Here is a 202-nt window from a genome sequence, read left to right on the forward strand (position 1 = left end):
AAGCGCACCGGCTTCATCGTCCGGGGACAGGGCACATTCCACCAAAGCACTTTTCCCGCCGCCACCTGCTGTAACCGTACCAAGCGGCGCATCGGCCTCATGACCAACGCTGCAGCCGAATTGCCGAGACAAAAAGGCACCGACAACGCCATGATGCTGCCCGCCGGCACTGATCGTCATCAATGGGTCTTCCATATCCCGC

Annotated in this window: 1 pseudogene; it reads right to left on the reverse strand. The window is 60.4% G+C overall.

Features of this window, described 5'->3' with window-relative positions:
• Positions 1-180: pseudogene (locus HAP95_RS04810) on the reverse strand (DNA cytosine methyltransferase); the annotation flags it as partial.
• Positions 181-202 lie beyond the last annotated feature (22 nt).

The sequence above is a fragment of the Acidithiobacillus sulfurivorans genome (genome assembly GCF_018853815.1).
Taxonomy (GTDB): Bacteria; Pseudomonadota; Gammaproteobacteria; order Acidithiobacillales; family Acidithiobacillaceae; genus Acidithiobacillus; species Acidithiobacillus sulfurivorans.